Annotated in this window: 21 protein-coding genes and 2 pseudogenes; 9 read left to right on the top strand and 14 right to left on the bottom strand. The window is 71.5% G+C overall.

Features of this window, described 5'->3' with window-relative positions; translation table 11 throughout:
• Nucleotides 1-68 precede the first annotated feature (68 nt).
• From ACIBSV_RS47425 to steA, 3 genes are read right to left on the bottom strand one after another with little or no spacing between them, the layout of a single operon-like run.
• Nucleotides 69-1,016, bottom strand: a complete 948-nt coding sequence (locus tag ACIBSV_RS47425) for a hypothetical protein (RefSeq protein WP_395873784.1) — start codon at nt 1,014-1,016, stop codon at nt 69-71.
• Nucleotides 1,013-2,134, bottom strand: coding sequence for a copper transporter (locus ACIBSV_RS47420; RefSeq protein WP_395873783.1), 1,122 nt, complete (start codon nt 2,132-2,134; stop codon nt 1,013-1,015). The genes ACIBSV_RS47425 and ACIBSV_RS47420 overlap by 4 nt, the downstream gene beginning before the upstream one ends.
• Nucleotides 2,131-3,306: a putative cytokinetic ring protein SteA gene (gene steA, locus ACIBSV_RS47415; protein WP_395873782.1), complete on the bottom strand. Its 1,176-nt coding sequence runs from the start codon at nt 3,304-3,306 to the stop codon at nt 2,131-2,133. Before steA ends, ACIBSV_RS47420 begins: the two co-directional genes overlap by 4 nt.
• 508 nt (nt 3,307-3,814) lie before the next feature.
• Between steA and ACIBSV_RS47410 the strand changes: the two genes are divergently transcribed.
• From ACIBSV_RS47410 to ACIBSV_RS47400, 3 genes are all read left to right on the top strand, one after another.
• Nucleotides 3,815-5,050, top strand: coding sequence for a hypothetical protein (locus ACIBSV_RS47410; RefSeq protein WP_395873781.1), 1,236 nt, complete (start codon nt 3,815-3,817; stop codon nt 5,048-5,050).
• Between the two features lie 350 nt (nt 5,051-5,400).
• Nucleotides 5,401-6,621, top strand: coding sequence for a sensor histidine kinase (locus ACIBSV_RS47405; RefSeq protein WP_395873780.1), 1,221 nt, complete (start codon nt 5,401-5,403; stop codon nt 6,619-6,621).
• Nucleotides 6,622-7,119: 498 nt separating this feature from the next.
• Nucleotides 7,120-7,806, top strand: a complete 687-nt coding sequence (locus tag ACIBSV_RS47400) for a response regulator (RefSeq protein ID WP_395873779.1) — start codon at nt 7,120-7,122, stop codon at nt 7,804-7,806.
• Between the two features lie 40 nt (nt 7,807-7,846).
• Here ACIBSV_RS47400 and ACIBSV_RS47395 read toward each other — a convergent pair whose 3' ends face one another.
• On the bottom strand, nt 7,847-8,521 hold the full coding sequence (locus ACIBSV_RS47395) for an antibiotic biosynthesis monooxygenase (RefSeq protein ID WP_395873778.1): 675 nt from the start codon (nt 8,519-8,521) through the stop codon (nt 7,847-7,849).
• 278 nt (nt 8,522-8,799) lie between these two features.
• Here ACIBSV_RS47395 and ACIBSV_RS47390 point away from each other — a divergent pair.
• Nucleotides 8,800-9,093, top strand: a pseudogene (locus tag ACIBSV_RS47390) (FCD domain-containing protein); the annotation flags it as partial.
• Nucleotides 9,094-9,215: 122 nt separating this feature from the next.
• Here the strand turns inward: ACIBSV_RS47390 and ACIBSV_RS47385 are convergent.
• Complete coding sequence (locus ACIBSV_RS47385; protein WP_395873777.1) at nt 9,216-9,983, bottom strand: hypothetical protein; 768 nt, start codon at nt 9,981-9,983, stop codon at nt 9,216-9,218.
• Nucleotides 9,980-10,585: an RNA polymerase sigma factor gene (locus ACIBSV_RS47380; RefSeq protein ID WP_395873776.1), complete on the bottom strand. Its 606-nt coding sequence runs from the start codon at nt 10,583-10,585 to the stop codon at nt 9,980-9,982. Before ACIBSV_RS47380 ends, ACIBSV_RS47385 begins: the two co-directional genes overlap by 4 nt.
• A gap of 294 nt (nt 10,586-10,879) precedes the next feature.
• On the opposite strand from ACIBSV_RS47380, the pseudogene ACIBSV_RS47375 reads away from it, so the two are divergent.
• From ACIBSV_RS47375 to ACIBSV_RS47360, 4 genes and pseudogenes are all read left to right on the top strand, one after another.
• Nucleotides 10,880-11,275: pseudogene (locus ACIBSV_RS47375) on the top strand (hypothetical protein); the annotation flags it as partial.
• 143 nt (nt 11,276-11,418) lie between these two features.
• On the top strand, nt 11,419-11,748 hold the full coding sequence (locus ACIBSV_RS47370; protein ID WP_395873775.1) for a hypothetical protein: 330 nt from the start codon (nt 11,419-11,421) through the stop codon (nt 11,746-11,748).
• Nucleotides 11,749-11,908: 160 nt separating this feature from the next.
• Entirely contained in the window at nt 11,909-12,703 is a 795-nt protein-coding gene (locus ACIBSV_RS47365; protein ID WP_395873774.1) for a metal-dependent hydrolase, read from the top strand.
• Between the two features lie 108 nt (nt 12,704-12,811).
• On the top strand, nt 12,812-13,369 hold the full coding sequence (locus tag ACIBSV_RS47360; protein WP_395873773.1) for a hypothetical protein: 558 nt from the start codon (nt 12,812-12,814) through the stop codon (nt 13,367-13,369).
• A 147-nt stretch (nt 13,370-13,516) separates the two neighbouring features.
• On the opposite strand, the gene ACIBSV_RS47355 is transcribed toward ACIBSV_RS47360, so the two are convergent.
• The 7 genes from ACIBSV_RS47355 to ACIBSV_RS47325 form a co-directional block, all read right to left on the bottom strand.
• On the bottom strand, nt 13,517-15,130 hold the full coding sequence (locus tag ACIBSV_RS47355; RefSeq protein WP_395873772.1) for an FAD-dependent oxidoreductase: 1,614 nt from the start codon (nt 15,128-15,130) through the stop codon (nt 13,517-13,519).
• Nucleotides 15,131-15,406: 276 nt separating this feature from the next.
• A complete protein-coding gene (locus ACIBSV_RS47350; protein ID WP_395873812.1) occupies nt 15,407-16,417 on the bottom strand; it encodes a LacI family DNA-binding transcriptional regulator in 1,011 nt (336 codons plus the stop codon).
• Nucleotides 16,418-16,564: 147 nt separating this feature from the next.
• A complete protein-coding gene (locus tag ACIBSV_RS47345; protein WP_395873771.1) occupies nt 16,565-18,037 on the bottom strand; it encodes an enolase C-terminal domain-like protein in 1,473 nt (490 codons plus the stop codon).
• Entirely contained in the window at nt 18,034-19,002 is a 969-nt protein-coding gene (locus ACIBSV_RS47340; protein ID WP_395873770.1) for an NAD-dependent epimerase/dehydratase family protein, read from the bottom strand. Before ACIBSV_RS47340 ends, ACIBSV_RS47345 begins: the two co-directional genes overlap by 4 nt.
• A 125-nt stretch (nt 19,003-19,127) precedes the next feature.
• Complete coding sequence (locus ACIBSV_RS47335; RefSeq protein WP_395873769.1) at nt 19,128-19,982, bottom strand: carbohydrate ABC transporter permease; 855 nt, start codon at nt 19,980-19,982, stop codon at nt 19,128-19,130.
• Between the two features lie 20 nt (nt 19,983-20,002).
• Complete coding sequence (locus tag ACIBSV_RS47330; RefSeq protein ID WP_395873768.1) at nt 20,003-20,956, bottom strand: carbohydrate ABC transporter permease; 954 nt, start codon at nt 20,954-20,956, stop codon at nt 20,003-20,005.
• A gap of 184 nt (nt 20,957-21,140) precedes the next feature.
• Nucleotides 21,141-22,553 carry an ABC transporter substrate-binding protein gene (locus tag ACIBSV_RS47325; protein WP_395873767.1) on the bottom strand — a complete coding sequence of 471 codons (1,413 nt, stop codon included), beginning with the start codon at nt 22,551-22,553 and terminating at the stop codon, nt 21,141-21,143.
• A 252-nt stretch (nt 22,554-22,805) separates the two neighbouring features.
• On the opposite strand from ACIBSV_RS47325, the gene ACIBSV_RS47320 reads away from it, so the two are divergent.
• Nucleotides 22,806-25,208 carry a hypothetical protein gene (locus ACIBSV_RS47320; protein WP_395873766.1) on the top strand — a complete coding sequence of 801 codons (2,403 nt, stop codon included), beginning with the start codon at nt 22,806-22,808 and terminating at the stop codon, nt 25,206-25,208.
• 232 nt (nt 25,209-25,440) lie between these two features.
• Here the strand turns inward: ACIBSV_RS47320 and ACIBSV_RS47315 are convergent, their stop codons facing one another.
• Complete coding sequence (locus ACIBSV_RS47315; RefSeq protein WP_395873765.1) at nt 25,441-25,947, bottom strand: hypothetical protein; 507 nt, start codon at nt 25,945-25,947, stop codon at nt 25,441-25,443.
• Nucleotides 25,948-26,222 lie beyond the last annotated feature (275 nt).

The following is a 26,222-nucleotide window of genomic DNA, read 5'->3' as shown; positions in this document are numbered from 1 at the left end:
GCCGACCGTTTCCGTGCCGCTCTCGGACACGCCCCCTCGCGTGCCCGCAGGCCATCGATCGTTGCCGGTCATGCCGGTGCGGTGGCTCCCTCGGCGGCCGGCTGTCGGGGCGCCGGAGCGGCGGCCGGGCGACGGCCGAGCATATCGATGGTGTTCAGCGGCCGGTTGCCGGCGATGACCTTGGTGAAGCTGACCTTCTCGCTGGCCGCGGTGAGCGCGGTGAGCACGAGCGCCTTGGCCAGCAGGCCCTTGCGCGAGGAACCGGCGGCAAAGGCCACACCCAGAGCCGCGCCCAGCGCGTTCGCGCCCGCGTCGCCGAGCATCGACTTCTCGCCGAGGTCCTCGGGCAGCAGCGCCGCCGCCGCGCCCAGCGGCGCCGCCGCGAGGGCTGCCGCGGGGCCGCCGCGGAGCAGCCGCGGAGTGCCCGAGATCAGGACCGCCTTGGCCGCGCGGCCCGGCCGCAGGTCGAACAGGTTGATCAGGTTGGCCGTACCGGCGACCACCACGCCCGCGAGCAGCTTGTCCACCGGCCGCCGCTGCACGAGCGCGCCGGCCGCGAGACCGGCCGCGCCGAGTCCGACGATCTTGAGGCCCCCGCTGGTCACCTCGCCCTTGGCGAGCGCGCCGAGGTGGCCCTTGAACCCGCGCCGATCGCTCGACCCGGCCATGTCGTCGTAGGTCCCGAACCCGGCACCCGCGACCGCCGCCAGCACGCCGGCCGCGCGCCACCGACCGGGCACCCCCGGGGCGCACGCGGCGGCGACGGCCGTGCCGACCGCCGTCGCGGGCCCTTCGAGCAGGGTCAGTACCTCGCCCCGGTGGTTGCGCCGCTCCCACAGCGCGGCCTCGCCCGGCGGGCGGCGGGTCAGCGCGGCGTACGCGGCCCGGGCCGCACCGGTCGCGGCCAGCGCCGTCACCAGCCGACCCGGCCGACCCCGGTGGGTGTCGCCGGGGGCCGCGGCACGGCCGGCTACACGAGCGGTGGCACCAGCCGGGGCGGCGGCGGCCTTCGTCACGGCGTCTCCTTCTTCGGCAGCTCCGGCAACGGACCGTCGGTGGTGCCCGTCGTCCCGTATTGACCCGAACTGCCCTGCTTGTCCTCGACCACCAGGGACCACACGACCGCGACCTGACCCACGGGCGTGTCGGCGGTGTCCACGGTGGAAACGGCCTTGGCGGTTTGATCGTTACGGCGCAGCGCCCAGATCACGCCGTTCTCCTGCGCGGCGGACGCGGTGCCGGCCATGACCGTACCGCCGTCGCCGCTGTCCAGGGCGCGAGCGAGCGAAAGATGAATGTTGTTGATCCGGCCCGGATCGTCCCCGCCGGTGGCGCCCGAAGGCGCGACGATCACGACCAGGTCGGCGCCGGTGGCGGGGTTGTCCTTGATGTCCACGAAGCCGGCGTCCTTGAGCTTGGTCAGCGTCTCGGTCGCGGCCTGCGTGTTGTGCGTGGCGGGGGTGGTGGTGCCGTTGTTCTGGTTGGTGGTGCCCTGGCCCGGGGTCTGGCCGCTCGGCGGCGCGGAGGTGGTCCCGGCTCCGGTCGTCGGCGCGCCCGACTCGGGCGCGCCCGGCGTCGAGCCGCTCGCGGGCGGCTGGGTCGACGCCGGCGGCGAACCGGGCGTACCGGTCTGCACCGGCGGCAACTTCTCGGTGATCGCGCCCGCGAGCACGCGCGCGGCCCGATCGGTCGCCGACCCGGTCGGGAAGGCCGCCGCGTTGGCGCCCAGGGCGGTGACCAGGTCGCTCTCGCGCTTGGGGTCGGTCCAAGCGCCCTTGACCGCCACCTGGCCGGTGACCGTCGCGGAGGCGCCGTCGAGCAGCTTGACCGTGCTGTCGGTCAGCTTGGTGTCCGCGCCGGGCAGCGCGACCACGACCGCCTTGTGCCCGGCGAGCCGGCCCTTGGTCAGCTCGGGCCCGACGGTGTTCATGATGCCGTTCAGGTACCTCGTACCGGCGTTCGCCCGATCGAGTTCACGACGCAAGCCTTCGTTGTTCCGGGCCAGGTCCTGGACCTGCGTGTCGAGCCCGGAGACGGCCGCCTCCTTGAGGAAGGACGCGCCGAGCACCAGCCCGACCGACAGGGCCAGGAAGACCGCGATGATGGAGACGACGTGGTATCTGAAGTCGATCAACTGAACAGTCCCTGGAGCCAGTAGACGAAGGCGTCCCACTGCGCCCCGAACACGTGGAAGTACGCGCGACCGAGCGGGGTGACCCGCACGGTGACCGCGATGGTGACCAGCGCGGCGAGGCACAGCATGAGCAGCGATGTCGTGGAGATGCGGCTGCGGTACAGACGGCTGACGCCCTTGGCGTCCACGAGCTTGCCGCCGACCCGCAGCCGCGTGAGGAAGGTGCTCGCCATGCCGGCCCGGCCCTTGTCCAGGAACTCGACGAGCGTGAGGTGCGTACCGACCGCGACGATCAGGCTCGCGCCGCCGTCGTCGGCGAGCAGCATCGCGATGTCCTCGCTGGTCCCGGTGGCGGGGAAGGCGATCCCGTCCACACCGAGCTCGTCGAGGCGTTCCATCCCGGGGGCGCGCCCGTCGCGGTACGCGTGCACGATGATCTCCGCGCCGCAGCGCAGCGCCTGGTCGGACACGGAGTCCATGTCGCCGACGATCATGTCCGGCTTGTAGCCGGCCTGGAGCAGCGCGTCCGCACCGCCGTCGACGCCGATCATCACCGGGCGGTACTCCCGGATGTAGGGCCGCAGCGCGGCGATGTCCTCGCGGTAGTGATAGCCGCGGACCACGATGAGCACCTGACGGCCGTCGATCCGGGTCCGGATCTCGGGGACGCCGACGCCGTCGAGGAGCAGTTCGCGCTCCTCGCGGATGTACTTGAGGGTGTTCTCGGCGAACGCCTCAATCTGCTCGGACAGCCCGGCGCGGGCCTCCTCCATCGCGGCCGCGACCGATTCCGCGTCGAGCAGGGTGCCGACGGCGATCGGGTCGTCGCCGCGGTAGAGGACGTTGTCCTCGACCCGGACCAGCTCACCCTCGCGGATCCGGTCGAGCACGCTCCCGCCGACGGCGTCGAGGAGCGGTACGCCGGCCTCGACGAGCAGTTGCGGCCCGATGTTGGGGTAGCGCCCGCTGATGCTTTCGGCGGCGTTGACCACGGCGGCCGGCCGGCACTTGACCAGCGCCTCGGCGGCGACGCGGTCGAGGTCGCCGTGATTGATGATCGCGACGTCTCCGGGCCGCAGGCGCTTGGTGAGGTCCTTGGTACGCCGATCGACCCGGGCGAACGAGCCGGTGTCCTCGGTTTGCCGTCGACGACGAAGCGCGGGAATCCTCACCGGCGCAATCCTGCCATGCACAGTATTTGGCGGTGGCCGCCGGCCGCTCTCTCCTCGCTCGCTCGTCGATCACCGGTCGACGATGCAGTCGTGGGCGCCGACGCGCCGAGAGGCGCCCGAATTCGCAGCAGCCCGGGGGTGGGGGCGCGGCCGGGTCGTGGGGGCGGGGCCGAAGTGGGGGCGGATGAGGGGCGCGAGGAGGGGTGAAACCGAAGCGCGGCTGTTACACGACGCCGGTGGAGCAGCGCACACGACATGGGGCCGCGGGGCCACGGCAGGCCACGTCGGCGCCCGTGAAACCCCACACTCCCCCGCAACGGTGGGCCGGGTGGGACATGTCCCACCCGGCCCACCGAGACGCGGCCGCACCCGTGCCCGGCCGGCTCGGGTACGCGGCCCGTTCCGGGATCGGTGGGAATGCCGACGAGGGGCGGTCCCCCATCCGGGGGATCGGGATCGGCATGTGTGGCGACGCGCTCGGGTGTGGGTCGCCACAAGGCTGGTCCGCATGGAGACCACGGAGCCGACCCACACCGCCGACCCGCACCCGACGGCACCCGATCCGACATGCGCGGACACCGATGCCCGGCATCCCGCCGAGGCGGACCCGCGCGGCGGACCCCGCCCGGTCGTGGCCCCCGGGGCGGGCCCCACCCTCGACGTCCCGCGCGACGCCGACCCCGCCGGTCCGCGTCCGGCCGGCGCCGATGCCCGGGGCGTGCTTCGGCGGCGGCTCGCCTGGTTCGCGGTGCTCGCGTGTTCGCCCTACTTGCTGTTGAAGCTGCTCTGGGTGGTCGGGATAGACGTGGGCGTGGTGCATCCCGACGAGCTGCACCGCGCGCAGTGGATTGCCGCGAACGCGCTCACGTTCGGAATGGACGCGATCGCGGCGCTGATCGCGTACGCCCTCACTCGGACGCGCGAGGTCCGGGTCCGCGCCTGGTTGATCGCGTTGCCTTTGTGGGTGGCGTCGGGGCTGCTCGTGGTGATCATGACGGCCGTACCGCTCAGCCTGATGGGTGCCGCGGTCGGTGACGGCAACCCGTTCGCGGACGACGACTTCCTGCGGCCGTGGGTGTACGCGGTCGTCTACGGCGGCTTCATTGTCGAAGGCGCGGTGTTGTCGGTGGCCTTCGGGCTGTATGCCCACGAACGCTGGGGCGCGCTCTTGCGGGTCCGCGTTCGGGCTCTGCCGGATCCGGCCGGCACCGGTGACGCGCAGCGGTTCCTCGGTACGGTTGCCGCGCTCCTCCTCGGCTTCGCGGGTGTACTCCGGATGGCGTGGGCAGCGGGCGCCCACTTCGGCATGACCGGCCGGTGGATCGCCGACCGGAACGCGACCGGGCGCTGGATGGACGGCGTACAGGGCGGGCTCGCCCTGATCGGCGCGACGGGCCTGATCCTGCTCGTCCACCGGCTCGGCGGCACGCGTGTCCGGGGTCCCCTGGCAATGGCCTGGTTCGGGGCGGGCAGCGCTTTCGGATGGGGCGCCTGGATGGGCTTGATCAGCGCCGGAGCCGCAGCCGACAGCACCCTGGCGGAGCGCACCTCCAGACTGCTGCACTTTGTCTACACTGCCGAAATGATCAGCGGCGTCCTGGCTCTGACCATCGGCTGGTTCTTCCTGACCGAGTACGCCGGCCACACCCGCCACATCACGCACACGGCACACCCGAGCACCACCCCCGACGCCCCGAGCGCCGACGGCGAGCCCCACGCGCACTCGACGAAAGCCCACCCGTGACCACCGGTCGCATCCACGCCGCCCCACCCACCACGCGCAACGCCGACCGCGCACCGAGCGCCACCGCGCACGGTGCCCCCGGCCCGGCCCACGACGACACACCCGAGCCGACTCGGATCCCGTGTGCCGGGGGCGTCGCGTGTGCCGGTGTCGGAGTGGTCCGTGACGGCACGTCGGCCGTGGGTGGACGGGGTCGGCGTGCCGCCGGCGCCTCGGGCGGCGATGGTGTGGCGGGGTGGGCGTGGTGGGGGCTGGGGGCGGGGGTGCGGGGCGTGGTCGGATGGGTGGGTCGGCGGATGATGGTTCGGGTCGTTCGAGGGCTGGTCGGGCGGCGGGCACGGTTGCGGTGGGTGCATCTCGTGTTGGGGGGCGCCCTGTTGATGCCCTTCCATTTCGCCGCGCTCACCGTGCTCGCGGCCACCGGGCTGTTGCGCGGCACACCGGCGGAGGCGCTCACGTCGCAGTTCGTCGCGCTGGTCTTGGCGCTGCCGTTCGTGGCGACGGCCGGGCTGGTTCCGCTGGTACGCACCCTGGAGGGCAGCGCCGCACGGGTGTTGTGCGCGCCGGAGGGTGAGGTGCTGAGTGTCCCGGCGACCAGTGCGGCGGCGCGGCGGCGGGCGTCCGCGTGGTTCACGCTGCATGCGCTCGTGGGCGGTGTCGTCGCGGGCACCTCGCTCGCCGCGCCGCCCGGGGGTGTGGTGTTGCTCGTACTGCCCCTGGCCCCGGCCGTCGCCGACGTCTTCCCCTGGGCCGAACCCGCGCACGCGCTGCCGATCGCGTGGGTGCCGGTCGGCCTGGCCCTGCTCGTCCTCCCCCTGTTCGTATCCGCCGCCGCCGGCGCCTGGCTGGCCCGCCTCGCCCCCACCCTGCTCGGCCCGACCCCCGCCGACCGCCTCGCCCTCGCCGAGCAACGCGCCGAACGCCTCGCCGAACGCGCCCGAATCGCCCGCGACCTGCACGACTCGGTCGGCCACGCGCTGAGCGCCGTCGGCATCCAGGCCGCTGCGGCCGGCCGGCTGCTGGAGCGCGATCCGGCCTTCGCCGCCCGGGCGCTGGCCGCGATCGAGGACACCGCACGCGAGGCGGTGGCCGAACTCGACCATGTTCTGGGCCTGTTGCGCGAGGAATCGGACCCGTCCGCCGCGCCCGTACCGTCGCTCACCAACCTGGCCGACCTGATCGCCCGCACCCGCGCGGCGGGCGCCGACGTAGACCTCGAACTCGACCTCGAACCCGAACTCGGCCGCGACCTCGAACCGACGGGGGGCTTGGAGGGCCTGCCGCGCCTGGTCTCGCGCGAGGCGTACCGAATCATCCAGGAGGGATTCGGCAACGTCTTGCGGCACGCGGGCGAAGTCCCGGTCCGACTCCGCATAGCGGTCGCCAGGGGCGAGTTGGCCATCGACCTGAGCAATCCGCTCGGCTCGGCCCGGGCCACCCGACACGGCGGCGGACGCGGCCTGCGCGGCGCAGCCGAGCGAATCGCCGTACTGCGCGGCACCTTCACCGCCGCCCCCCACGACGGCCACTGGCACCTGACCGCCCGCATCCCCCTGGAAGGCCACTCGTGACCAAGACCCACACGCGTGCCGACCACCGCCGAAGTGCCGCCGCCACAGGCCGCCGCCCGCGCACCCTCACCGCCGGCCCGCACCGACGCCGGCGACACCCGACCACGCCACCCCACACACCACGCCCGCCGCCGCAACCGGCCCCGCACCGCCCCCATCGGGCGACTCCCCGGCCGCACGAAGACGGGACGCGTACCGCATCTCCTCGAGGGCGTCCCTGTGAGCGACCCCGAGCCGACACCGACAAACAGCGCGGTCCACACCGTCGCGACGGCCGGCCCCACCGTGATCGATCGGGCGCACGTCGCCGTGGAGGCTGCTGCCGTGAGCCGCGGACTCTCGGAGACGCGGTCGTGACCCGGCCCGAACCCGGCCCGATCGCCGCCGACGACGGCGGAATTCCCGCCATGCCGGCCCGCGCGCCATGGTCACCGGCGCCCGGCCCGCGCCGAATGGCGGCGGCGGGGAAGCGGGTGTGCGTCGCGACCGCTTGGAGGTATGTCCGTGAACGAGCCCGTGCGCGTGTTGATCGCCGATGACGAGAGCCTGGTTCGTGCGGGACTCCACGCGATCGTGGCCGCCGAGCCCGACCTGGCTGTCGTCGGGGAGGCCGCCACGGGTGTGGAGGCGGTGGCGAGGGCGCGGGAGTTGCGGCCGGATCTGGTGTTGATGGACGTTCGGATGCCGGGCCTGAACGGGATCGAGGCGACCGCGCAGTTGCTGCGCGAACCGTCGGGGTCGCCGAAAGTTCTGGTGGTGACGACGTTCGAGAACGACGAGTACGTCTACGACGCGTTGCGGGCCGGAGCGCACGGCTTCCTGCTCAAGCGGGCGCGCGCGGAGGAGATGGTGCACGCGATTCGGACCGTGGCCCGAGGCGATTCGTTGTTGTTCCCGACCGCGATCCGCGACTTGGCGTTGAGCCGGGCATCGGCCCGGGAGCGGAGCCGGGAACTGCGTACGCGGATCGACCGGCTGACCGCGCGCGAGCAGGAGGTGCTGCGGTTGATCACGGCCGGCCTGTCGAACACCGAGATCGCCGAACGGACCGCGCTGGGGTCGGAGACGGTCAAGACGCACGTGGCCCGTGTACTCGGCAAGCTCGGCGTCCGAGACCGCACCCAGGCGGTGATCGCCGCGTATGAGAGCGGATTCGCCACGACGGGGCGCGGGGGCTGGGAGTAGGTCCCTTTGTGGCGACTCCGGGAGCGGGTCCCTTGCCGGCTCAGGCTGTGGGGCGGTGCAGGCTCTTGCGCAGGTGGTAGGCCCGGGTGTCGAGGGAACGCACCCCCGGGAGAACCGGGTCGGGTGGGTCGGACGGACCGGTGGCGGCTCGGGACGCGGCGTAGGACTCCGCGTCGGCCCACTCCGTGTAGGCCATGCCCCGGGTGCCGTCGAGGTTGATGTGCACGTGGGTGGCGATCCGGCCCGGGGCGTGGTCGCGTACCGCCGTCGCCAGGGTCAGTTCGGCCCAGCGGCGGGCGGCCGGTGCGGTGTCGGCCTCGATGTCGTCGATCACGATCAGGGTCGGGGTGGCCGGGTATTCGGGGTGGATCGCGCTGCCGGTCAGGCGATAGCGGATCACGCCGGGGCGTTCGATGCCGGGTATGACCTCATCGATGCCTCGGACGAGCTTCGGCCGCGTGGTGCGCATGAAGGCCCGGTGCTCGTCGTCGCCGGTCCACTGGGCGTAGTTGAGGACGCGCTCGCCGTCGGTACTCACGAAGCAGTTCAGGGTGAGGAAACCGGCGGGCCACGGAACGCCCTCCCACTCGGCGATCGTCGCGTCCACGGCGGCGCGTTGGCGCTCCGGCGTGTGCACGATCCAGGGGCTGACCAGGATCGTACCCACGTCGGCCCGGCGAACCCGGGGCAGCGCATGGTGCGGTGTAGCGGTCACGGAGACTCCTCGACTCGACCTCGACGGCAGAACCCACCCCACGGTGCAACTTCAACCGCTCTTGAGGTCAAGCCCGGCACGGCGCCCGGCCACCACCGCAGGCGGCCGCCGTGGCGCCGCTGCGGATCGAGTACGACAGACCAACGGCCGGAGCGCGTACGCCGAACCCGACGAGCAATACGCCAAACGCACCACACACGCGCCCCCGACAGCAACACCGCGCCAACGGCGCCCACCCGGCCCCTGACAGGCGCGGCCGGCCCCAGGCCCCACGTCCTCTCTTCCACCGCACCCTGCTGGAGGGTTGCGGCAACCCCGTACTCCTGGAGACCTTCGACCGCATGTGGACCGCGAGCGAACTGGCCCGCCGCTGGTCGGCCCACCGCTCCCCCGACCGGGACGGCATCGACGAACACCGCCGAATCGAGGAAGCGGCGCCGGCCCGTGACGCCGACACCGCAGCTGCGGTGCTGCTCAAGCACCTCACCCGAACCGCGACCAACCTGACCGGCTGTGCCCACCCCGACCCCGACCCCGGACACGACACCACGCCACACACCGGACCGGCGTAGCGGTCACGTCCCACGCCGACACTGCACCTCACGGCGTCGGCCGAGCCGCGTCGGGCCCGAAGCCGCGCTGCCGACGCCGCCCCGCAGGCAAGCCGGGCGAGCCGGGCGAACCGCGGGCCGAACTATCGGCCGGGCAAGGGACCAGCGGGAGTTGCCGACCCGGCCGGAGCGGGTGGCGGGGTCGGGCCGTCGTCGAAGGTCGGGCCCGTCTGACTCGGGTCGTCGACCAGGACACAGGGACCCACCGGGCCATCGGCGAGCTGGTAGAGGGTGGTGCTTCCGGCGCTGTCCGAGTTGTGTACGCGTCGGCCGTCGCGAAAGCCCGGGTCGGGGAGGTCCTTCGCGTTGACCTTGAAGAGAGTGGCGGTGAGCACCAACGTGGCGTCCGGGGGGATGAGCTCCGGGCGTACCTCGGTCCAACGGTGGCTGTAGAACTCCAGTTCCGCGTCTGTCATCAGCCGGCCCTCGGGCGATGGGAGCCAGTGATAGATCGCGTTCAGGTCGTCGTTCGAGATGGGGCGTTCGGTGAAGCGGCCGGCAGCGCACTTCTTGCCGTAGGGCACGTAGTCGACGACTGCCCGCAATCCCAGGTCCCGGAAGCGCTGTTCGAGGCCCTTGGGGTTCCGGAACTCGTCGACCTTGAACAGGATCCCGCCATCGGGCCGCTTCACCACCTCGAAGGGCTGGGCCTCGGCCGAACCACCGCTGAGCATCGGCACACCGACCCCGATCCCGGTCGCGAGCACCGCCGAGGCGGCCAAGCCGTAGACCGCCCGCCTGCGCCGGCGAGAGGTCGCGGGGCGCACCGGTGGCGGATCGGCCGCCGGCACACCTCCCTCGGCGGCGAGCGTCTTGAGCTCCTCCAGCGCGCGTTCCTCGAAATTGATCATGCCTTCGCCTCCGCCTGTACGTGTGCGCTCCGGGTCTCTCGGTGGGGCTCCGCCGACGGCGAGCCCAGTTCCTTCGCGAGTCGTCGCCGCGCCCGGTGCAACCGCACCCGCGCCGCGACCGGCCCGATGCCCAGCACCCGAGCGGCCTCGACGACCGTCATGCCGTCGACGCTGACCAGTTCGACCACCGAGCGGTCGTCCTCGGACAACCGCTCGATCGCCCGGTAGATGTGCCGGGCCGCCGATGCCGCGTCGAGTCGCTCCTCCAGTCGCAGGATGTCGTCCTCGTCCAGCCACCGACGGCCCGCCATCCGCCGCGACGCGTCGGCCTCACGCGCCGAGCGACGACGTTCGCTCGCGACCACGTTGCGGGCAACCCCGTACAGCCATGCCAATTCGCCGCCCGGACCGCCCCGATAGCCCCCCGCAGAGCCCATCGCGGCGATGAAGACCTCGACGGTCAGATCGGCGGCCGACTGTGGGTCGTCCACCCGTCGGGCCACGAAACGCCCCACCGCGTCTATATGTCTGCGATAGAACGCCTCCAGGAGCGCCGGGTCCCCGGCGATCCCTTTGACCGCTTGCACATCCGGTCCGTCCAAAATGGGCTCCTCGCACCGCGCCGATGTTGTCGCCTGTCACCTCTCTTGTGGCGGGTGGCACCGAGAGCGTTACAGGTCCCGACAGGAGCTCCGACCCCGACACGGACCCGGCGTGTACACGGACACGAAAGCGCGCACATCCACGTACACATACGCATCCGCGCGGCGACTGCTGTCCGCAGAAGCCGTCGTACGGCGACGACGACTCCACGCGACGATCGAGCAGATGGACCGCACCGCATGCCCGCGGCGATCGTGTGACGCGCTGTCGGCGGCGGCTGCGATGCTTCCGACGTGCCCCCTTGGAACCTGCTCGTCCTCGACAAGGCCCTGCGCGCCGGTTGGGCCGCCGACACCTGCTCTCCCGACAACCAGGCCGACTGGCTTCCCGACAACCCTGCCTGGGGCCACTGCGACATCACGGCCTTGATCGTCCAGGACATCCTCGGCGGCGACCTCCTGCTCGGCGAGGTCCACCTCGACGGGGACCAACATGGCTTCCACTGGTGGAACCGCCTGCCCAGCGGCATCGAACTCGACCTGACTCACGAACAGTTCCGGCAGGGCCAGGCCGTCACCGAAGCCCGCGTCGTCCCACGCCCACCGGGCCTGCCACCCCGACGCCGCGAGGAGTACCTGCTCCTGCGCGAACGCGTCACCAAACACCTCGGCCACCTACCGCCCCCCGCCGCCCGACCACCCCGGAGGCGGCGCCCGGTCGACCCCGCCCCAGCCCGCCGAGCGAAGCGACGCGCCGGACGTTCGGCCGCGCGGGGTTCGAACCGCCCGGAAATCGGGTGTGCCGGCCTGACGATCGCCGGGAGACTCGACTCATGCTGCGATTCCCGGCGAACCCCGGCGGCCTGAAAGACCCGGTCACTCTCCTCGACGACGAAGGGACCCGCTGGGTGCTCCATCGCAGGCGCGTGGACCTGCGCGTCGTGCGGCGGCTCGTCAAGGACAACGCCACATCGGTCATATGGGGCGACATGGGAGGCATCTGCCCTCGACCCGTCCCGGAGACCGAACGACCCGAGCTCTGGGGTCGGATCAAAGACGAGTACCTGGGCCCCGGCGGAGCATGCTCGACCGGCCGTTACCTGGCACACGAGTTCCGTGCCGACCCGCGACGCCGCATGCTCTACATCGAAGACCACTGCTGACCGTGCGCGAACCGACGGCCCGCCGGTGCGGACTGCCGGGCCACCAGCCGAACGACTGCCCTCTCCACGGGGGTTCACAGCCCCCAAGATCGGCACCGCTAAGCTGCGGTCACTGTGCGGGCTCGGGGTTCGCCCGGGTTCACCAGAGGAGCACGACCGCATGATGGGGCCGGCCCATTCACTGTCCGGAGCATGCGCGTGGATGGCCGCGGGTGCCGCCGCCGATGCCTACGGCCGCCCGATGCCCTGGCCCGTCCTGGTGGTCGGCGGCCTGATCTGCGCCGGCGCCGCCCTCGGGCCGGACCTCGACCACAAAGCCGCCACCGTCTCCCGCTCGTTCGGGCCGATATCCCTGATCCTGTGCGGCCTGGTCGACGCCCTCGCGTCCGCCACCTACAAGGCCACCCGCAAGAAGGGCGACCCCCGCCGCAACGGTGGCCACCGCACCCTCACCCACACCTGGGTCTGGGCCCTGCTGGTCGGCACCGGCGCCTCGGCGATCTGCGCGTACGGCGGCCGCTGGGGCGTACTGGGCGTTCTGTTCGTGCACATGGTGCTCGCCATCGAGGGTCTGTTGTGGCGCCAGGCCCGGCTGCACAGCGACATCCTGGTCTGGCTCCTCGGCGCCACCAGCACCTGGATGCTCGTCGAGGTCCTGAACCGTCCAGGCAACGGCGCGAATTGGTTCTTCACCGAGCCCGGCCAGGAGTACTGGTGGATCGGCCTACCGATCGCTCTCGGCGCCCTCACCCACTGCGTCGGCGACGCGCTCACCGTCTCCGGCTGCCCGATCCTGTGGCCGATACCGATCGGCCGCAAACGCTGGTACCCCCTGGGCCCGCCGAAGTCCATGCGCTTCCGCGCGGGCGCCAAGGTCGAGGTCAAGGTCCTGATGCCACTGTTCATGGGCGCGGGCGGCCTGGGCGCCGTCAGCGCCCTCGGCTACCTCGGCTGACCCGGGCCGCAATCCTCGCACCCGCGTTCGATCGTCGAAACGCTTTCCCGACGGCACGCAATTGTCCCTGTCATGCTGATTGTTCCGGCTCGAACGACAGGAGCGTCGATGCGTGCGGAGGACGTGGCCGCGGTCGTGGTCGCGGTGGTGGTGCCCGTACTGACCGCAACCGTCGCGGTCTTCGCGGTCGCCTGGCAGGATCGCCAGGCGAGCCGGTCGCAAACCGGCCGTCGGCAACGGGCGTTCGAGGACGCGACCCGACAGGTCGACTTCGCGGTCCTGTGGTGGGACGCGCGTCAACGCCTTCCCGGCAACCAGGAGGAGTTGGCCAACGCGAGTCGCGTCGCCCAACGCTGGCTCGATCAGGCGGGCGCGCTCGTGGTCGCCGCCGGACCCGGCACCGTCGACCCACCACGTCGGTTGTCCCCCACCCGGCTATTGCTGCTCTATCCGTTCCGTTACACAGCCGCCAAGTTCATCCGCGCGAGCTTCCTCGCGGCACTCGGCATCATGGCCGTCACCAGCGTCGGTGTGCTGAGCGTGGCGCTGTCCACCGGTACCGGCGCGGACTTCGGCTGGTCGCTGACGTGGCTGCTGCTCTTCGCCCTGATCGCGCTGTCCCTGCGCTTCTGGGCCGTCTCGGCGGATGCCGTCCGCCAACCCTGAACCTCGATGGGTTACGAGCCCGACCCATCGATCAGGTCCGGGCCCCGACCACGCGATCAGACCCGATTGCGACCAATCGGCCCGGCACCCTCCGAAGGCCGCCCCGCCGACACGCCTGCGGCGAAGCGGCCCTCGGGCTGGGGCTGTTCAGTACCCGGCCGGGGCCGGCCAGTGGCGCTCCACCCCGATCGCGTCCAGTACGTCCGCGAACTCGGCGAACAGCGCCGGGTCTTCGCGTACCGCGTGTGGTTCGACGCCCCGCTCCAGGCAATAGGAGGCGAGTCGGCCGACCACCTCGCCCACGTTCCACTCCACCGGGTGCAGCCGGTAGCAGCCGTTGGAGATGTGCGTGGTGCCGATGTTCTTGGCCGCCGGGAGCAGGTTGCGCATCCGGATCGGCAGCAGTGCGCCGAGCGGGATCTCGAACGGCACGCTGGCCACGTCGATGTAGTTGTCGCCGCCGGTCGAGGGATGCAGGTCGATCCGGTAGGCGCCCACGCCCACCGAGTCCGGGAAGTGGTGGATGCCGTGCGTGCCCAGGATGTCCCGCGAAACGTGGTGTTCGGTCACCGTGGTGACCGCGCGGATGCGCCGCGACTCGCGCACGTAGGCGGACTTGGCCAGCCCGTCGGCCGTGCCGACCACATCGTGCCGCAGCCGCAGTCCGGGATACCCGGTGCCTCCGTCCGGCCGGGGCGCCTCGGTCTGGAGCCAGTACAGCACCGACAGGGACAGTTGCTTGGCCTCCCGGTGCGCGGCGGCGGCCTCGTCCGCGCCGACCTCGATGATCGGCCGCAGCCAGTAGTCGTTCAGCGGCCAGTTCACCAGCGTGATGTCCGAGTCGACCGCGCCGGGCTCGAACAGGCCCTTGGCCAGGATCCGCCGGAACAACCACAGGTCGTCGCCACCGGCGTTGGCGCTCTGGTCGGCATGCACCGCGAGCGGGTCCCCGGTCGGGCGCGGGTCGAAGGTCCGCACCTCGGGTTCGAGCGTGCGCGGGTCCGGCGCGAGGAAGCCGAGCAGGGGCCCGGGCCAGAAGTCCGGCCGGTACGAGCGCCAGAACTCGTAGTCGGCGGGCTTGTCGATCACGTGGTTCTCGCCCTCGTGGTGCGACACCGCGAAGCAGTAGGTGATGCCCTGCATGTTCAACGGCTCGTACCGCTCGGGCGCGTTCGGCTCGTCATGCTCGTCCCGGGACTCGGCGCCGGTGACGTACTCCGCCTTGGCCAGCGGAAGCAGCTCACCGGTTTCGGTCGCGTCCAGGACGTACGTCGCGCTGATCGTGTGCGACTCCTCGGTACGTACGCCCCACAGGGTGACCGCGCGAACCCGGTCGCCGTCCGCGAACACCTCGGCGGGCACGTGCTCCAGGAGTATGCGCAGCCGCCCGGACGCCAGGTGCGGCGCGAGCAGCGCCTGCAACACGGCCAGCGCGGCGCGCGGTTCGTGGCACAGCTTGCTCACGTAACCGGCGCCGGGGTTGAGCTCGCGACGCTGCCGAGCCGCTCCGGTCAGCGGGTACCAGGTGCGGTAGTGGTCGCGGATCGCGGTGCGCAATTCGCGGTAGCTCGCGGGTGCGCCGTAGCTCTCGATCCAGGGATGCTCGTCCGGCGGCACGGCCTGCGCGGTGAGCTGTCCGCCGATCCAGTCGGTCTCCTCCGTGAGTACGACCGTCCGGCCCGCGCGGCACGCGGCCAGCGCGGCGGCAACTCCGCCGAGCCCACCGCCGACGATGAGAATCTCGGTGCTGATTTCGGACATGGTGAAGCCTTCCGTGAACGGTGCGAATGGAACGCGCTGCGGAATCGCGAGGGAACGAGGTTGTGAAGACGAAGGAAGAAATCAGCGAAACGAGGCGAAGCCGGGCAACACGCAAGATCGCCAGGGCGTAGAACGGCATGCCCGCATGGCCGTTCGCCGCGGGACGACCCAGGAGGACTCAGGACGACTAGGCCGACGGGCCGACCGGCGCGCCTGCCCACCAGTCCGCCGGCCCACCGATCTGCCGGGCCCGCCGACTCGCCCCTCAGCCCGAACTCAGCGCGCCGGCCCCGCCGTCTGCCCCGGCACCGCCTCACAGTTCATCAACTGGTGTCTGGCCAGGCTCGGATCCCCCGCGATCAGGCCGGTGAGCAGGCGGACCGCGGCCGCGCCCATCTCCCGTCTGGGTACCGAGAACCCGGACAGGAACGCCGGCCCGGGGACCGCGTGTTCGGGCGCACCCAGGGTCGCCAGCGACAGGTCCTCGGGAAAGCGGTAGCCGGCGGCGGAGGCCGCCTCCAGCACCGCGCGATGCGCGGCGTCGGTGTCGGTCGCCTCGGTGACGATCGCGGTGACGCCCTGCTCGTACCAGCCCCGCAACCGGTCGGTGGTCAGGTCCGAACCGTCGGTGCGCACCACGCCGGCGCGCTCGACCGGGAGTCCGCATTCGGCCATGCCGCGACGGAACCCGGCCTCGCGGTCCACCGCGCTGATCGCGTCGTCGAGTTCGCGGACGTACAGGATCTTGTGGTGCCCCAGCTCGGCCAGGTGACGTACGACCTCCGCCGTCGCCGTCACGTAGTCCGCACCGACGTACGGCAGTCGGTCGCCGAAGTCGTCGTGCCGGCCCAGGTAGACCACCGGCAGGTCGGTGGCCAGGAGCCGGTCCATCTCCCGGATCGGCAGGTGTCGGCCCATGAACAGGCAACCGTCGGCCAGCCGGACCCGGTTGAGCACCTCGGCGTGTGGCCGCTCGCCGGTGACGCTGGAGGCGATGAACATCAGCAGGTCGTAGCCCTGGGCGGCGGACTCCTGCTCGATGCCGACCAGGAACGGGTGGTACGCGTGCGACATCTCGGTGGGGAAGGTCGCGGTGAACGTGTACAGGCCGAGCAGGTTGTTCTGGCCGGCCGCCAGCCGCTTCGCTATCGGGTCCGGCACGTAGCCGAGTTGCTCGGCGGCGGCCATCACCTTGCGCCGGGTCTCGTCGGCGATCCCGACCGCTGCCGAACCGCCGCTGAGGATCAGGGACACCGTCGGCTGTGAGACGCCGGCCAAGCGGGCGATATCCGCCTGACGGGGCCGGTTCGCGCGTGAACCAGCCGGCCGTCCGGGCCCGCCGATCGGCTTCATGTACTCCTCCAAATGCCTGACAACGGGTTCCTAATGCGCATCAGATCAATCGATCCAGTATATCCAGTCACGGTGCGTGATTCACGGTGCTTCCAGGCCGCCGTCGGGGCGGCGCACCCGGGCCGCCCACCGCTCGTGCAGGTGGGTCCGCGGCGGGTACTTCGCCGCCGCCGCCTCGTCCAGGTCGATGCCCCATCCGGGCCGATCCGAGGGCGTGAGGTAGCCGTCCACGGTGCGCAGCGTGCCGGGGAACACCTCGTGCACCCGCTCGGGGTAGACGTGTTGCTCCTGGATGCCGAAGGCGGGACTGGTCACATCGAGCGTGACGTTGACCGCCGCGCCGATCGGCGAGACGTCCGGCGGCCCGTGCCACGCGGTCCGCACCCCGGTCAGCTCGCACAGTGTGGCCAGCTTGCGGGCCGGGGTCAGCCCGCCCACCGCCGACACGTGCACCCGCAGGTAGTCGACGCCGCCGGAGGTGATCAGGCGCGTCGCGTCGGTCGTCGAGGTGAGCAACTCGCCGGAGGCGATCGGCATCGGCGCGGCGGCGCGCACCTCGGGCAGCCGATCGAAGTGCTCCGGCGCCAGCGGGTCCTCGAGGAAGAACAGCCGGTACGGCTCCAGCGAACGGGCCAGTCCCACCGCCTCCTTCGGGGTGAGCCGGTTGTGTGCGTCGTGCAGCAGCCCGAGTTCGTCGCCGAGCACCTCCCGGGCCCGCTCGAACAGGCGCGGCGCGGTACGCAGGTAGTGGCCGACGTCCCAGCCGTCCGGATAGGGCGCGCCCGGGTAGCCGCCCGGCGTGCCGTCGGCGCCGTAGGTACCCAGACCCGGGCCGCCGGTCTGCAACCGCACGTAGCGGTAGCCCTGTTCGGCCAATGCGGCCACCCGCTCGATCGACTCCTCGATGCTGCCGCCGCGAGCCCCTGTGTACACCGCGGCACCACCGCGCACCCGGCCGCCGAGCAGTTCGTACACCGGCACGCCCAGTCGTTTGCCGGCGATGTCCCACAGCGCCTGGTCGATCCCGGACAGCGCGTTGTTGTGCACCGGGCCGCCACGCCAATAGGAGGAGTAGTGCAACAGCCGGAAGATGTCCTCGATGTCGGCCGGGTGCCGACCGATCACCATCGGCGCGAGGTGTTCCTCGACGGCCGCGACCACCGCGTGGAAGCGCTGGGTGAAGGTGGCGCAGCCGAGGCCGTACAGCCCCGGCTCGGACGTGTCGACCCGCACCACGACGAGCGGCACCCCACCGGGCGCGGTCACGATCGCCCGCACCGACGTGATCCGCAACGCGTCCCGAGCGGCCCACGGCGCCTGCGTCTCGGCCATGACCGCGAGAGTCGCCGTGTCGGGCACGTGAACACCGGGCACTTGGGCCTCGGTCACGTAAGCCCCGGGCACGAGCACGCCGGGCACGTGAGCCTCGGCCACGTGCGCCTCGGCCATGCGAACGCCGGGCGTCGCCGCCGGATCCACCCAATCGGTGGATCGCGTCCCCGTCTCGGACTCCGTCTCGGACTCCGACTCGGGCTCCGACTCCGACTTGCTCATGAGGTTCGCTCCTGTGGGTACGAGGTCCGATCAGCGTGCCGAGCGCTACCCGACTCCGGCTGTTTCGCAGACGAATCGTCCCGGGTATCGCCGGAGATCAGCCCGCCCGCGACCGGATACGGGTATCGGGCGCTGAAGCCGAGAAGCCGCCGGGCGGGCGCCAGGTCGATCGGGACCGACCGCTCGGGAAACGTCGCCCGGCAGGGCACATCCGGCAGGTGGGTGGCGACGAGTTCGCGAGTGGGCGTCGCCGAAAGCGTGTCCGGCGCCGCCACGAACAGCACCGGTGCGCCCGTCACACCCGACGCGGTCAGGCCGAGTACGCACGCTCGGGCGGCGTCCCGCAGGTCGAGATAACTCCACACCTCCGCCGCACCGCCGGCCGGGTCGCCGGCCAACCGAGCGGCGTGCCCGCCGAGTCGGTCGGGATCACCGAGGAACGGCAGGCGCAACGCCACTGCCGTCATTCCGTGTCGCCGGTGCATCATCGCGGCGGTGGCCTCGTCGACCTGCTTGGACAGCGCGTACGGGTCCTCGATGCAAAGCGGCAACTCCGTGTCGAGGGGCAGGTACGCCGGCTGCGGCCGAGGCGTGGAACGGGCGAACGGCAGGCCGGTGACGGACAGGCTGCTCGCCAACACCGCGCGGCGGACCCCTGCCCGCCCGGCCTCGTTCAGCACCACGAAGGTGGCCTGCGTATTCGTACCGAACACCACCTCGGGCGCGGCTACTTCGGGCGAGGCGAGCGCGGCCAGGTGGATCACCGCGTCGACCCCGTCGAGCGCATCCGCCACGGCCACCGGATCCCGGGCGTCACCGACCACCACCCGGTCGGCGCGCAACTCCCCGGCATCCCCGACGTCCTCGGCGACCAACGCGGTCACCGGCACCCCTCGACCGGCCAACTCCGCCAACACGGCGGTCCCCAGCCGTCCCGCGGCACCGGTAACGAGAACCCGCGCCATCCACACCTCGGGCTCGGGCACCTCCGACCCACGCGTCGCGGACCCACCCACGCCGCTTCCCCGCACACCGCTTCCGTGCGCCACTGGCTCGTGCCTTCCGCGCCCGCGCGTTCCGCGCCCCCCGCTCACTTGAGCCCCGTGAACGCGATGCCGCGCACGATCTGCCGCTGGAAGACCAGGAAGACCACAACCGGCGGGATGATCGTGATCAGCATTCCCGCGATCAGCAGACTCTGGTCCGAGGTGTCCGCGAGTCGCGGGAGCGCCACCGCCAGCGGCTGCTTGTCCGTGTCGGTGATGGCGATCATCGGCCAGAGGAAGTCCTTCCAGGCGTTCATCACCGCGAGCAGCGACACCACGGCCAGGATCGGCCGGGACATGGGCAGCACGATACGGGTGAGAACCCGCCACGGACCGGCACCGTCCAGGCGGGCCGCCTCGAGAAGTTCCCGGGGAATGCCGTCGAAGAACTGTTTCATCAGCAGCACGTTGAACGCGTGCGCGCCGGCCGGCAGCCACACCGCCATCGGCGTGTTGGCGATCGACCCGCCGGTCAGCGGCAGGTCCTGGATGGTCAGGTAGAGCGAAACCATCGACACCGTGCCCGGCAGGAACAGCGTGGCCAGCACCGCGGCGTAGACGTACTTGCCGTAGAACGGCCGCAGAATGGACAGCGCATAGGCCCCGGTGACCGCGACGAACAACTGCACGAACCAGGAACCACCCACCAGTACAACGGTGTTCGTCAGATAGCGGCCCAGGTCCAAGCTCGTCCACGCGGTCGAGATGTTCGACCAGTGCGCCTCCTCGGGCCACAGCGCCAGCGGGTGCCGCAACGACTCCTGGGTGGAGGAGATCGAGCCTTTGAACACCCAGTAGATGGGGCCCGCGCCCTCGATCACCAGCGCGGCGATCAGCAGCAGTTGGGTGGTGCCCAGGCCGAACCGGGTGAGGGGACGGCGACGTTCCGTCTCGGACATCACGCCCCTGGTACCGGTACTCATTTCGTCCCCCACGCGCGGGTGAGCCGCAGATAGATCGCCGACAGGATCGCGAGCACCGCGGCCAGGCTCACGCTCAGCGCGGCGGCGCTGCCGTAGTCGCCACTGACGAACGCGTACCGGTAGATGAGCAGCAGCACGGTGACCGTGGAGTCCTCCGGGCCGCCGTCGGTGAGTACGAACGGCTCGGTGAACACCTGGAAGGTGTTGATCACTTGGAGCAGCATCATGATCAACAGGACCGAGCGCATGTGCGGCAGCGTGACGTGCCACAACCGGCGCCGGACCGAGGCCCCGTCCAGTTCCGCGGCCTCGTACAACTCGGTCGGCACACTCGCGAGCGCGGCCAGATAGATCAGTACCGCGCCGCCCGCGCCCGCCCAGGTCGCCTCCACCACCAGGCTCGTCATCGCGGTGTCGGCGGATTGCAACCACGGGTACGGGCCCAGGCCGACCTTGCCGAGCACCTCGTTGAACAGCCCCGAGTCCGGGTCGTAGAACCACTTCCACATCAGCACCGCCACCACCGGCGGGACCGCGACCGGCAGGTAGACCAGCACACGCATCAGCCCGGCGCCGCGCCGCAGTTCGGACATCAGCACGGCCAGGAACAGCGGCAACGGGAAGCCGATCAGCAGCGCCAGGCCGGTGAACACCAGGGTGTTCCACACCGCCTTGCCGAGCAGCGGATCGTCCAGCAGGGTCTGGTAGTTCTGTAGGCCGACCCAACTCGCCGGTTCGACCAGGTTGGTCTGCTGGAAGCTGAGCACCAGGCTGCGGATGATCGGCCACCACGAGAACAGGCCGAACACCAGCACGGTCGGCAGCAGGAACAACGCCGCCGCGACGTGCCGGGATCCGCCGCGCCACCGGGTCGCCTTGGGCAGGCCCTTGCGCGAGGGCACCTGCGCGACGACCGGCAGGCTCTCCCGGGAAATGGTCGGCGTACTCACCGCGAGCCCCCGTCGCGATCCGGGTACCGCCCGACGCCCCCGTGGTGATCCCGGTACGGCCCGGCACCCCCATCGCGATCCCGGCACATCCCGGCACCGACCGACCCCCCGCCGGCAGCAGGCGTCCGCATGATTCCGGGTCGACCCGACGCACCCCCTCGGCGTGCCCGGGTCTCGCCCCCGGTCACTGCGCCTGCGCCTTCTCGAAGGCCGGCCCGAGCCGGTCGCCGGCCTTCGCCAACTCCTCGCGCGGATCCGCGTCCTTGCGGGTCAACACGGCCTGCACCACGGTGTCCAACGCCCCGTACAGATCCTGCGCGGCGACCGGCGGCTCCACCTGGTAGTCCAGCTTGCCCACACCGGTGACGTAGGGCGCGAAGTTCGCGGTCGGGATGTTGGTGTGCTTGTTGATCGCGGCGTTGACCGGGTCGGCCACGGCGGCCGAGTAGAACGGCAGCGTGGGCAGACCGACCGCGAGCTTGTCCGCGGCCTGGGCGAGCGCGAGTTCCTCGGCCGCGGCCGGGTCGTACGTCGGCTTGAGGTAGAAGTAGTCGATCCACTTCACCGCCGCGGCCCGCTGCGCCGGTGTGGCCTTGGCGCTGACCACGGCCATCAGGCCGCCGAGCAGGGTGGCCTTGCCGCCGTTCTGTTGCGGAAGCGCGGCCATGCCGAAGTCGGCGGGCTTGCCGGAGTACTGGGTGATGTAGCGCTGGTAGCTGTTGACCGTGCTGATCATCATGCCGATCTTGCCCGCGGCGAAGTCGCGTTCGGCGTCCTGCTGGGTGCGCAGATGGTTGTTGCCCATCGAGTCGTCCTGCCAGCGCATCGCGGACAGTTGCTTGAGCGCGTTCTCGGCCGGGCCGTCGAGCAGGGACGGCACGTACTTGTCGCCGACCTTCTTCTCCATCGAGCCGCCGTAGGCGTAGGTCATCGCGGTGAGGATCCAACCGCCGGTGTTCTTGACGGTCATCTGGGTGTAGCCGGTGGCGCCGGTGTCGGAGATCTTCTTGGCGGCGCTACGCACCTCGTCCCAGGTCGCGGGCGGCTTGTCCGGGTCCAGACCGGCCTTGGTGAACAGGTCGCGGTTGTAGACCAGGCCGAGCGCGTACTCGGTGACCGGCAGCCCGTGGATCTTGCCGTCCGCGGCGGTGGCCGGGGCCAGCGCGCGCGGGTCCAGGTCGCCCGAGTGCGGCAGGCTCTTGACCTCGGTGCTCAGGTCGGCGATCTGCTTGCGCGCGATCAGGCCGGGCGGTTCGGTCAGCGGCACGGTCAGCACCGTCTCGGCGCTGCCGCCCGCCAGGCGGGCCGCGAACGTGCGCGCGTCCCACTGGGTGTCGGTCGGCTTGAGCTTGATGTTCGGGTTGGCCTTCTCGAACGCGGCGACCGCGTCCAGGAATTGTTGCCGCGTCTTCGGGGCCGTGGTCGCGGGCATGCCCGCGACGGTGATCGTGGTCTTGCCGGAGGAGCCGGCGCCGTCGGACGTGCCGGACGAACAACCGGCGGTGCCTGCGACGAGGGCGAGCGCGAGCGCCCCGGCCCCCGCCACCGCCCGACGGCGCCGGCGCCGGTGCGTGCTGACCGGGACTGACTCGGCCACGGGTACCTCCCTGGATCCTGGTGCTGCGGGCCGGACGTTGCTCCGGAGGGATGCCGCTCCGGACGCGGATGCGTCGGGCTGCGATGAGGTCGTATCTAATTCGCATTAGGAGAGTGTGTCAAGAGGGTTGCCGACAAGTTGCGCGGCCCGGCGAATCAGACATACGGCGACCTTGACTCGTGTCGACGATCGGAGTACACATTCGCTCTAATCCGCATTAGGTCAGCCCTGTCGCTCGGGAAAGGGATCCTCATGTCCACCCACCACGCACCCGACGACCACCACAGCGGCGACGGCGACCTGCGCCGACGCGGCTTCCTCGCCGGGGCGGTCGCCGTCGGTGTGGCCGGCACGGTGCTGCCGGGAACCGCGTTCGCGGCCGAACAGGCGGCCCCGGTGACCGTGTCCGCGCCGGGCATCAGCCTCACCGCCGGCGCCGACGGCTACGTCTCGATCCGCGACGGCGGCGGGATCGAGCGGGTGCGCCTGACCAGATTCATGGCCAAGGACACCGTCGCCGGCATCCAGCAGAGCACCGGCGGCACACCGTCGTTGATCACGCTCGCCGACGGCAGACCCGCGATCCGGGTCGAGTACACGCTGCCCGCCGCCGCGAACGGGATCACCGTCCGGGGCGTCTTCGACGTCACCGCGCACCGGGCGCATCTGCGCTGGGAGGTGGGCGGCTCGACCACACTGATCCCGGCCGGCTTCATGTTCGGGCGCACCGTACTCGCGCCCACCGCGCCGGAAACCTTCGCCGCGCTGACCACGTGGAACCGGGACGCGGGCGGCGGCATCCCGTACGAGACCAACGCCGGCGTGGTCTACCAGGAGACCTGGGCCGACACGAAGGCGTATTTCCGGCTCGCCGGCACCACTCCGGCCTGGACCAACGCCACCTGGATCCACGCGCCCGGCACCGCGACCACCGACGGCGCGGTGACCGAGGCCGACCTGGTACTCGGCACGATGCGGCCCGCGGCGGCCGGCACCACCGGATCGGCCCGGCCGCTCGGTGTCGAGGTGTGGACCGACCAGCCGTTCTCGCTGTGGGACCGGGGCGGGGTACCGATGCCACTGCACGCGGAGGTCGCCAACGGCGGCGCCACCGACAAGGCGGTGCGACTGTCCTGGTGGGCGCGCGACTTCGACGGCCGGATCCTGGGCAGCGGCACGGTCACCGACACCGTCGCGGCGGGCGCCACCTGGGCGCAGACGTTCACCGTCACCTCGCCGCCGCACGGCATCGTGTTCACCGAGGTGAGCGCGACCTCCGGAACGGACGAGGCGTTCGCCCGGACCAACCTCTCGGTGCTGCCCTCGTTCGCCTACCAAGCGGGCCCCGACAGCATGTTCGGCATCGCCAACTACCCGTGGCTGCTCGAGCCGGACGCCCCGGCCGTGCTGGGCCTGATGCGGCGACTCGGCATCAAGCGGGTGCGGATCTCCTACGACGGCGGCCCCGGCCTGCCACCGGCCACGCTCGACGCGGCCGGCTTCGCGCACAACATCGAACTGGCCGGCATCCCGCTCGGCGGCACCACCGCCCAGATCGCCGCGTGGGCGGACACCAACACCGCCAAGGCGATCGGCGCGAACGCCGACTGGTTCGAGGTGGCCAACGAGATCAACAAGCCGTGGATGAGCGGCCAGACCGCGTCCGCCTACGTCCGCGACGGACTGCACCCCGTACGGGATCGGCTGACCGCGGCCGGGGCCCGGACCAAGGTGATGAACGCGGGCCTGGCCGGGATGGACTACGTCTGGACCAAGAACTTCCGCGACGCGGGCGGCTGGGACCTGATCGACGGCTTCGCCTTCCACCCCGGCCGCGGCAACTTCACCCCCGACTACGCGCCGGCGCCGGCCGACTGGACCATGGGCGACCACGGCACGTACTGGAACTTCCTCGGCGGCCTGCGCAAGGCCCGCGAGGTGATCGCCGAGTACGGCGAGAAGGAGCTGTGGCTGACCGAGGCGTACGCGTGCACCAAGCCGAACAGTTGGTGGCACGACACCTATCGGCACGCGGCGGAGAACGTGCTGTTGACCCTGGCGCTGGCCAAGGCCGAGGGGGTGCGCTGCGTGAACTGGTACCAGTTGCACGACAGCGTGCTGGGCAAGCCGCAACTGGCCGACCCGGTGAACTCCGAATACCACTACGGGCTGATGCACCGCGACCTCGGCGCCAAGCCGTCGGCACTGGCCTACGCCACGGCGGCCCGGGTGCTGGATCGGGCCACGTTCGTCCGCCGGTTGAACCTGGCCGACCCGGATCTCAAGGGGCTGCTGTTCGCCTCGCCCGACGGCCCGATCTCGATCCTGTGGAGCCGCAAGGACGGGTACGTACTCAACCCCGACCACCCGACGGACTCGGGATGGTTCGCCGCGCCCGAGCCGTGGGTGGACGGGTGGCGGACGAAGACGACGCTGATGGTGGCGGCGGCCCCGGGAGCTTCACCGGCAGAGGCCGGGCGACGCGGTCGTGGGCATCGCGGCGGCGGGCGCAACACCGCGGCGACGGTCCGCGAGCTGGACTGCATCGGGCGGGAGCGGCTGCTGACTCCGGTGCGCGGGCGCGTGGAGCTTCGCCTGGATGGCGCGCCTCGGATCTACTACGGGCTCACGGACACACCGGACGCACCGTGTTGATCCGGGCCGACGGATCCGCCGGACACACGGCCGGTACGGGCTGACCGGCACGCTGGACCGGGCGTGGCTGGCGTGGCGGACGCGCCGGGCGTGGCGGACGTGCCGGACGGGACGGACGTGCCGGACGGGACGGACGGGACGCGAAGGCGGCGCGGCGACGCGGCGGGCGGCCTCGTCGGGGTGGAGCGGGGCGGCGGCGGACTCGGTGCCGCCGCCCCGGTCTGGTGGCGGATCAGTTGTAGGTCAGGGGCGGGCTGAGCGGGGTGCGGGTGACGCAGTACCAACTGGGCCACGACGACGACGTCGGGAACAGCACCCGCAGGCTCCAGTTGCTCGGTGAGGGCGGCGAACCGGTGAGCACGGCGTTCAATGGCTGCCCGGGCGAGATGGTGCCGCTGACCTTCGGAATCGCACCCAGGTTGAGCACGGGCGCACCGGCCGTGTAGGGCGGATTGATCGTGCCGTCGTAGACCACGCCGCCACTGGGTCCGTTGAAGAGCACGGTGGTGTTGATCGAGTTCGCGGGGAAGCTCACCGGGACCGCCGTGGCGATGTTCACCTTGAGCAGGCCACCGCCGGTGCTGTACGTCACCTTCGTGGTGAACGTTCGGCCCCTGGTGTCCACGCAGTTGTAGGGGGATGTCGAGGGCCCGCCCGCAGAGGCGGTACCGGCGAACGTGGTCACGGCGGCGAATGCGCCGGCGGTGGCGAGCGCGGCGATCTTTGCGCGCTTGGACATACCTGTCTCCTGGGTTTCTGGGCTGGACCCGAACCGTGCGGAGGAGCAGAAGTACACCGGGTGCGACCACACCCGTCACGCGCGCCCAGTAGACCAACCCCCGCCCCACCCCGACAAGCCGGCCGACGGGAATGTCTCGATCTGGCAAATGGCGGGATCCGGCGACCGGCGGTGGCGCGGTGCGCGGTACGGGGTGCGTGGTGTGGGTGCGTGGTAGGGGTGCGTGGTGGTGGGGGGTGCGCGTGTGCGTTGCGCGGTGCGCGGTGCGCGTTGTG

The organism is Embleya sp. NPDC050154 (assembly GCF_044460165.1).
Taxonomy (GTDB): domain Bacteria; phylum Actinomycetota; class Actinomycetes; order Streptomycetales; family Streptomycetaceae; genus Embleya.
Note: the sequence above shows the minus strand (reverse complement) of the source record. Positions and strands in the feature narration are given on the sequence as shown.

Excerpts from the sequence above, each read along its gene's own strand:
- ACIBSV_RS47410 (WP_395873781.1), top strand. The coding sequence starts at position 3,815 with ATGGAGACCACGGAGCCGACCCACACCGCCGACCCGCACCCGACGGCA.
- ACIBSV_RS47400 (WP_395873779.1), top strand. The coding sequence starts at position 7,120 with ATGTCCGTGAACGAGCCCGTGCGCGTGTTGATCGCCGATGACGAGAGC.
- ACIBSV_RS47385 (WP_395873777.1), bottom strand. The coding sequence starts at position 9,983 with ATGATCAATTTCGAGGAACGCGCGCTGGAGGAGCTCAAGACGCTCGCC.
- ACIBSV_RS47370 (WP_395873775.1), top strand. The coding sequence starts at position 11,419 with ATGCTGCGATTCCCGGCGAACCCCGGCGGCCTGAAAGACCCGGTCACT.
- ACIBSV_RS47365 (WP_395873774.1), top strand. The coding sequence starts at position 11,909 with ATGATGGGGCCGGCCCATTCACTGTCCGGAGCATGCGCGTGGATGGCC.
- ACIBSV_RS47360 (WP_395873773.1), top strand. The coding sequence starts at position 12,812 with ATGCGTGCGGAGGACGTGGCCGCGGTCGTGGTCGCGGTGGTGGTGCCC.
- ACIBSV_RS47355 (WP_395873772.1), bottom strand. The coding sequence starts at position 15,130 with ATGTCCGAAATCAGCACCGAGATTCTCATCGTCGGCGGTGGGCTCGGC.
- ACIBSV_RS47345 (WP_395873771.1), bottom strand. The coding sequence starts at position 18,037 with ATGAGCAAGTCGGAGTCGGAGCCCGAGTCGGAGTCCGAGACGGAGTCC.
- ACIBSV_RS47340 (WP_395873770.1), bottom strand. The coding sequence starts at position 19,002 with ATGGCGCGGGTTCTCGTTACCGGTGCCGCGGGACGGCTGGGGACCGCC.
- ACIBSV_RS47335 (WP_395873769.1), bottom strand. The coding sequence starts at position 19,982 with ATGTCCGAGACGGAACGTCGCCGTCCCCTCACCCGGTTCGGCCTGGGC.
- ACIBSV_RS47320 (WP_395873766.1), top strand. The coding sequence starts at position 22,806 with ATGTCCACCCACCACGCACCCGACGACCACCACAGCGGCGACGGCGAC.
- ACIBSV_RS47315 (WP_395873765.1), bottom strand. The coding sequence starts at position 25,947 with ATGTCCAAGCGCGCAAAGATCGCCGCGCTCGCCACCGCCGGCGCATTC.